At 72.8% G+C, this 1,024-nt stretch carries 1 protein-coding gene; it reads right to left on the bottom strand.

Features of this window, described 5'->3' with window-relative positions; genetic code table 11:
• Positions 1-750, bottom strand: a 750-nt coding sequence (locus C8D89_RS28670) for an IS110 family transposase (protein WP_116711550.1), incomplete at its 3' end; no start/stop codon positions are given.
• Positions 751-1,024 lie beyond the last annotated feature (274 nt).

The following is a 1,024-nucleotide window of genomic DNA, read 5'->3' as shown; positions in this document are numbered from 1 at the left end:
GATCACCTGGGCAGCGCAGACCGGGCCGATGCCCTTGTGATCGGTCAGCCCAGGCGCGAGATCGCCGACGATGGCCTGCAGCTGAGCCCGGTTGTCGCGCAGTTCGCGGCGCTGCTCGCGCAGCGCCACCGCCAGCCGGCGGATCTCGCCGTGGCGCACCGCCTGGGTCCGGCTGGCCTCCCGCGGCTGGGGCCGCCGGGCCAGCTCGTTGAGGTCGGTGTCGGACAGTCTGCTGCGGGCGGCGGCCCGGTCGGTGTCGTCGCCGTCGCGCAGCAGGGCCTTGAGCCGGTTGGTCTGTGCGGTGCCGGTGGTGGTCAGCTCGTCGCGCGCGCACAGAAGGGTGCGCAGCGCTTCGCGGTCGCCGTCGGCGCGCGGGGTGGGCAGCTTGGCGGCGTCGAGCTCAAGGGCCCAGCGCACCGCCAGGTGCGCGTCGATGGCGTCGGACTTGCCGCGGCGGCGGCGCTCAGCGCGTGTGGGTTGTTCGCACTCGATGACGGTCAGCCCGGCCTCGGTCAGCGCCCGGGTCAGCCCGGCGCCGTAGCTGCGGGTGCCCTCGATCGCAACCACCACCCGCGGCCCGGGGGCGTGCTCGGCGATCCAGCCCACCGCCTGGGCGAAGCCGGTGGTGTGGTTGCTGACCGAGCGCGTGCCGATGACGGCGCCGGTGGGGTGGGCGATCTCGAGTTCGTGGGTGTCGCGGTGGGTGTCGGCGCCGACCACGGCGTCGACGACCTCGGCCAGCATCGGCATCCGGCCGGTGCTCCCTTCTCTGGGCAGTCAGGTCGGGCGCCAGCGGCAAGGGTCACCGAGCGGCATATCTGTGACGGGACACGCCAACGACTGCTGACGGTCAAGCTTCTGATCAAGCCAACCGGCGGCCAGGCCGGCGCCGGCGACCCCGACGGACATGTCACAGACAGGGCACACCGCAGCGGCCAGATCTTGGATGAGTCACGCCGGGGTCACCGACACCGAGCCTGGTGGTCCTCCCTGCCGGAGCACCGCAGCGACACTCACAGATCTT

Origin of the sequence: Actinomycetospora cinnamomea, from assembly GCF_003096675.1 — a bacterium.
Classification (GTDB): Bacteria; Actinomycetota; Actinomycetes; order Mycobacteriales; family Pseudonocardiaceae; genus Actinomycetospora; species Actinomycetospora cinnamomea.
Note: the sequence above shows the minus strand (reverse complement) of the source record. Positions and strands in the feature narration are given on the sequence as shown.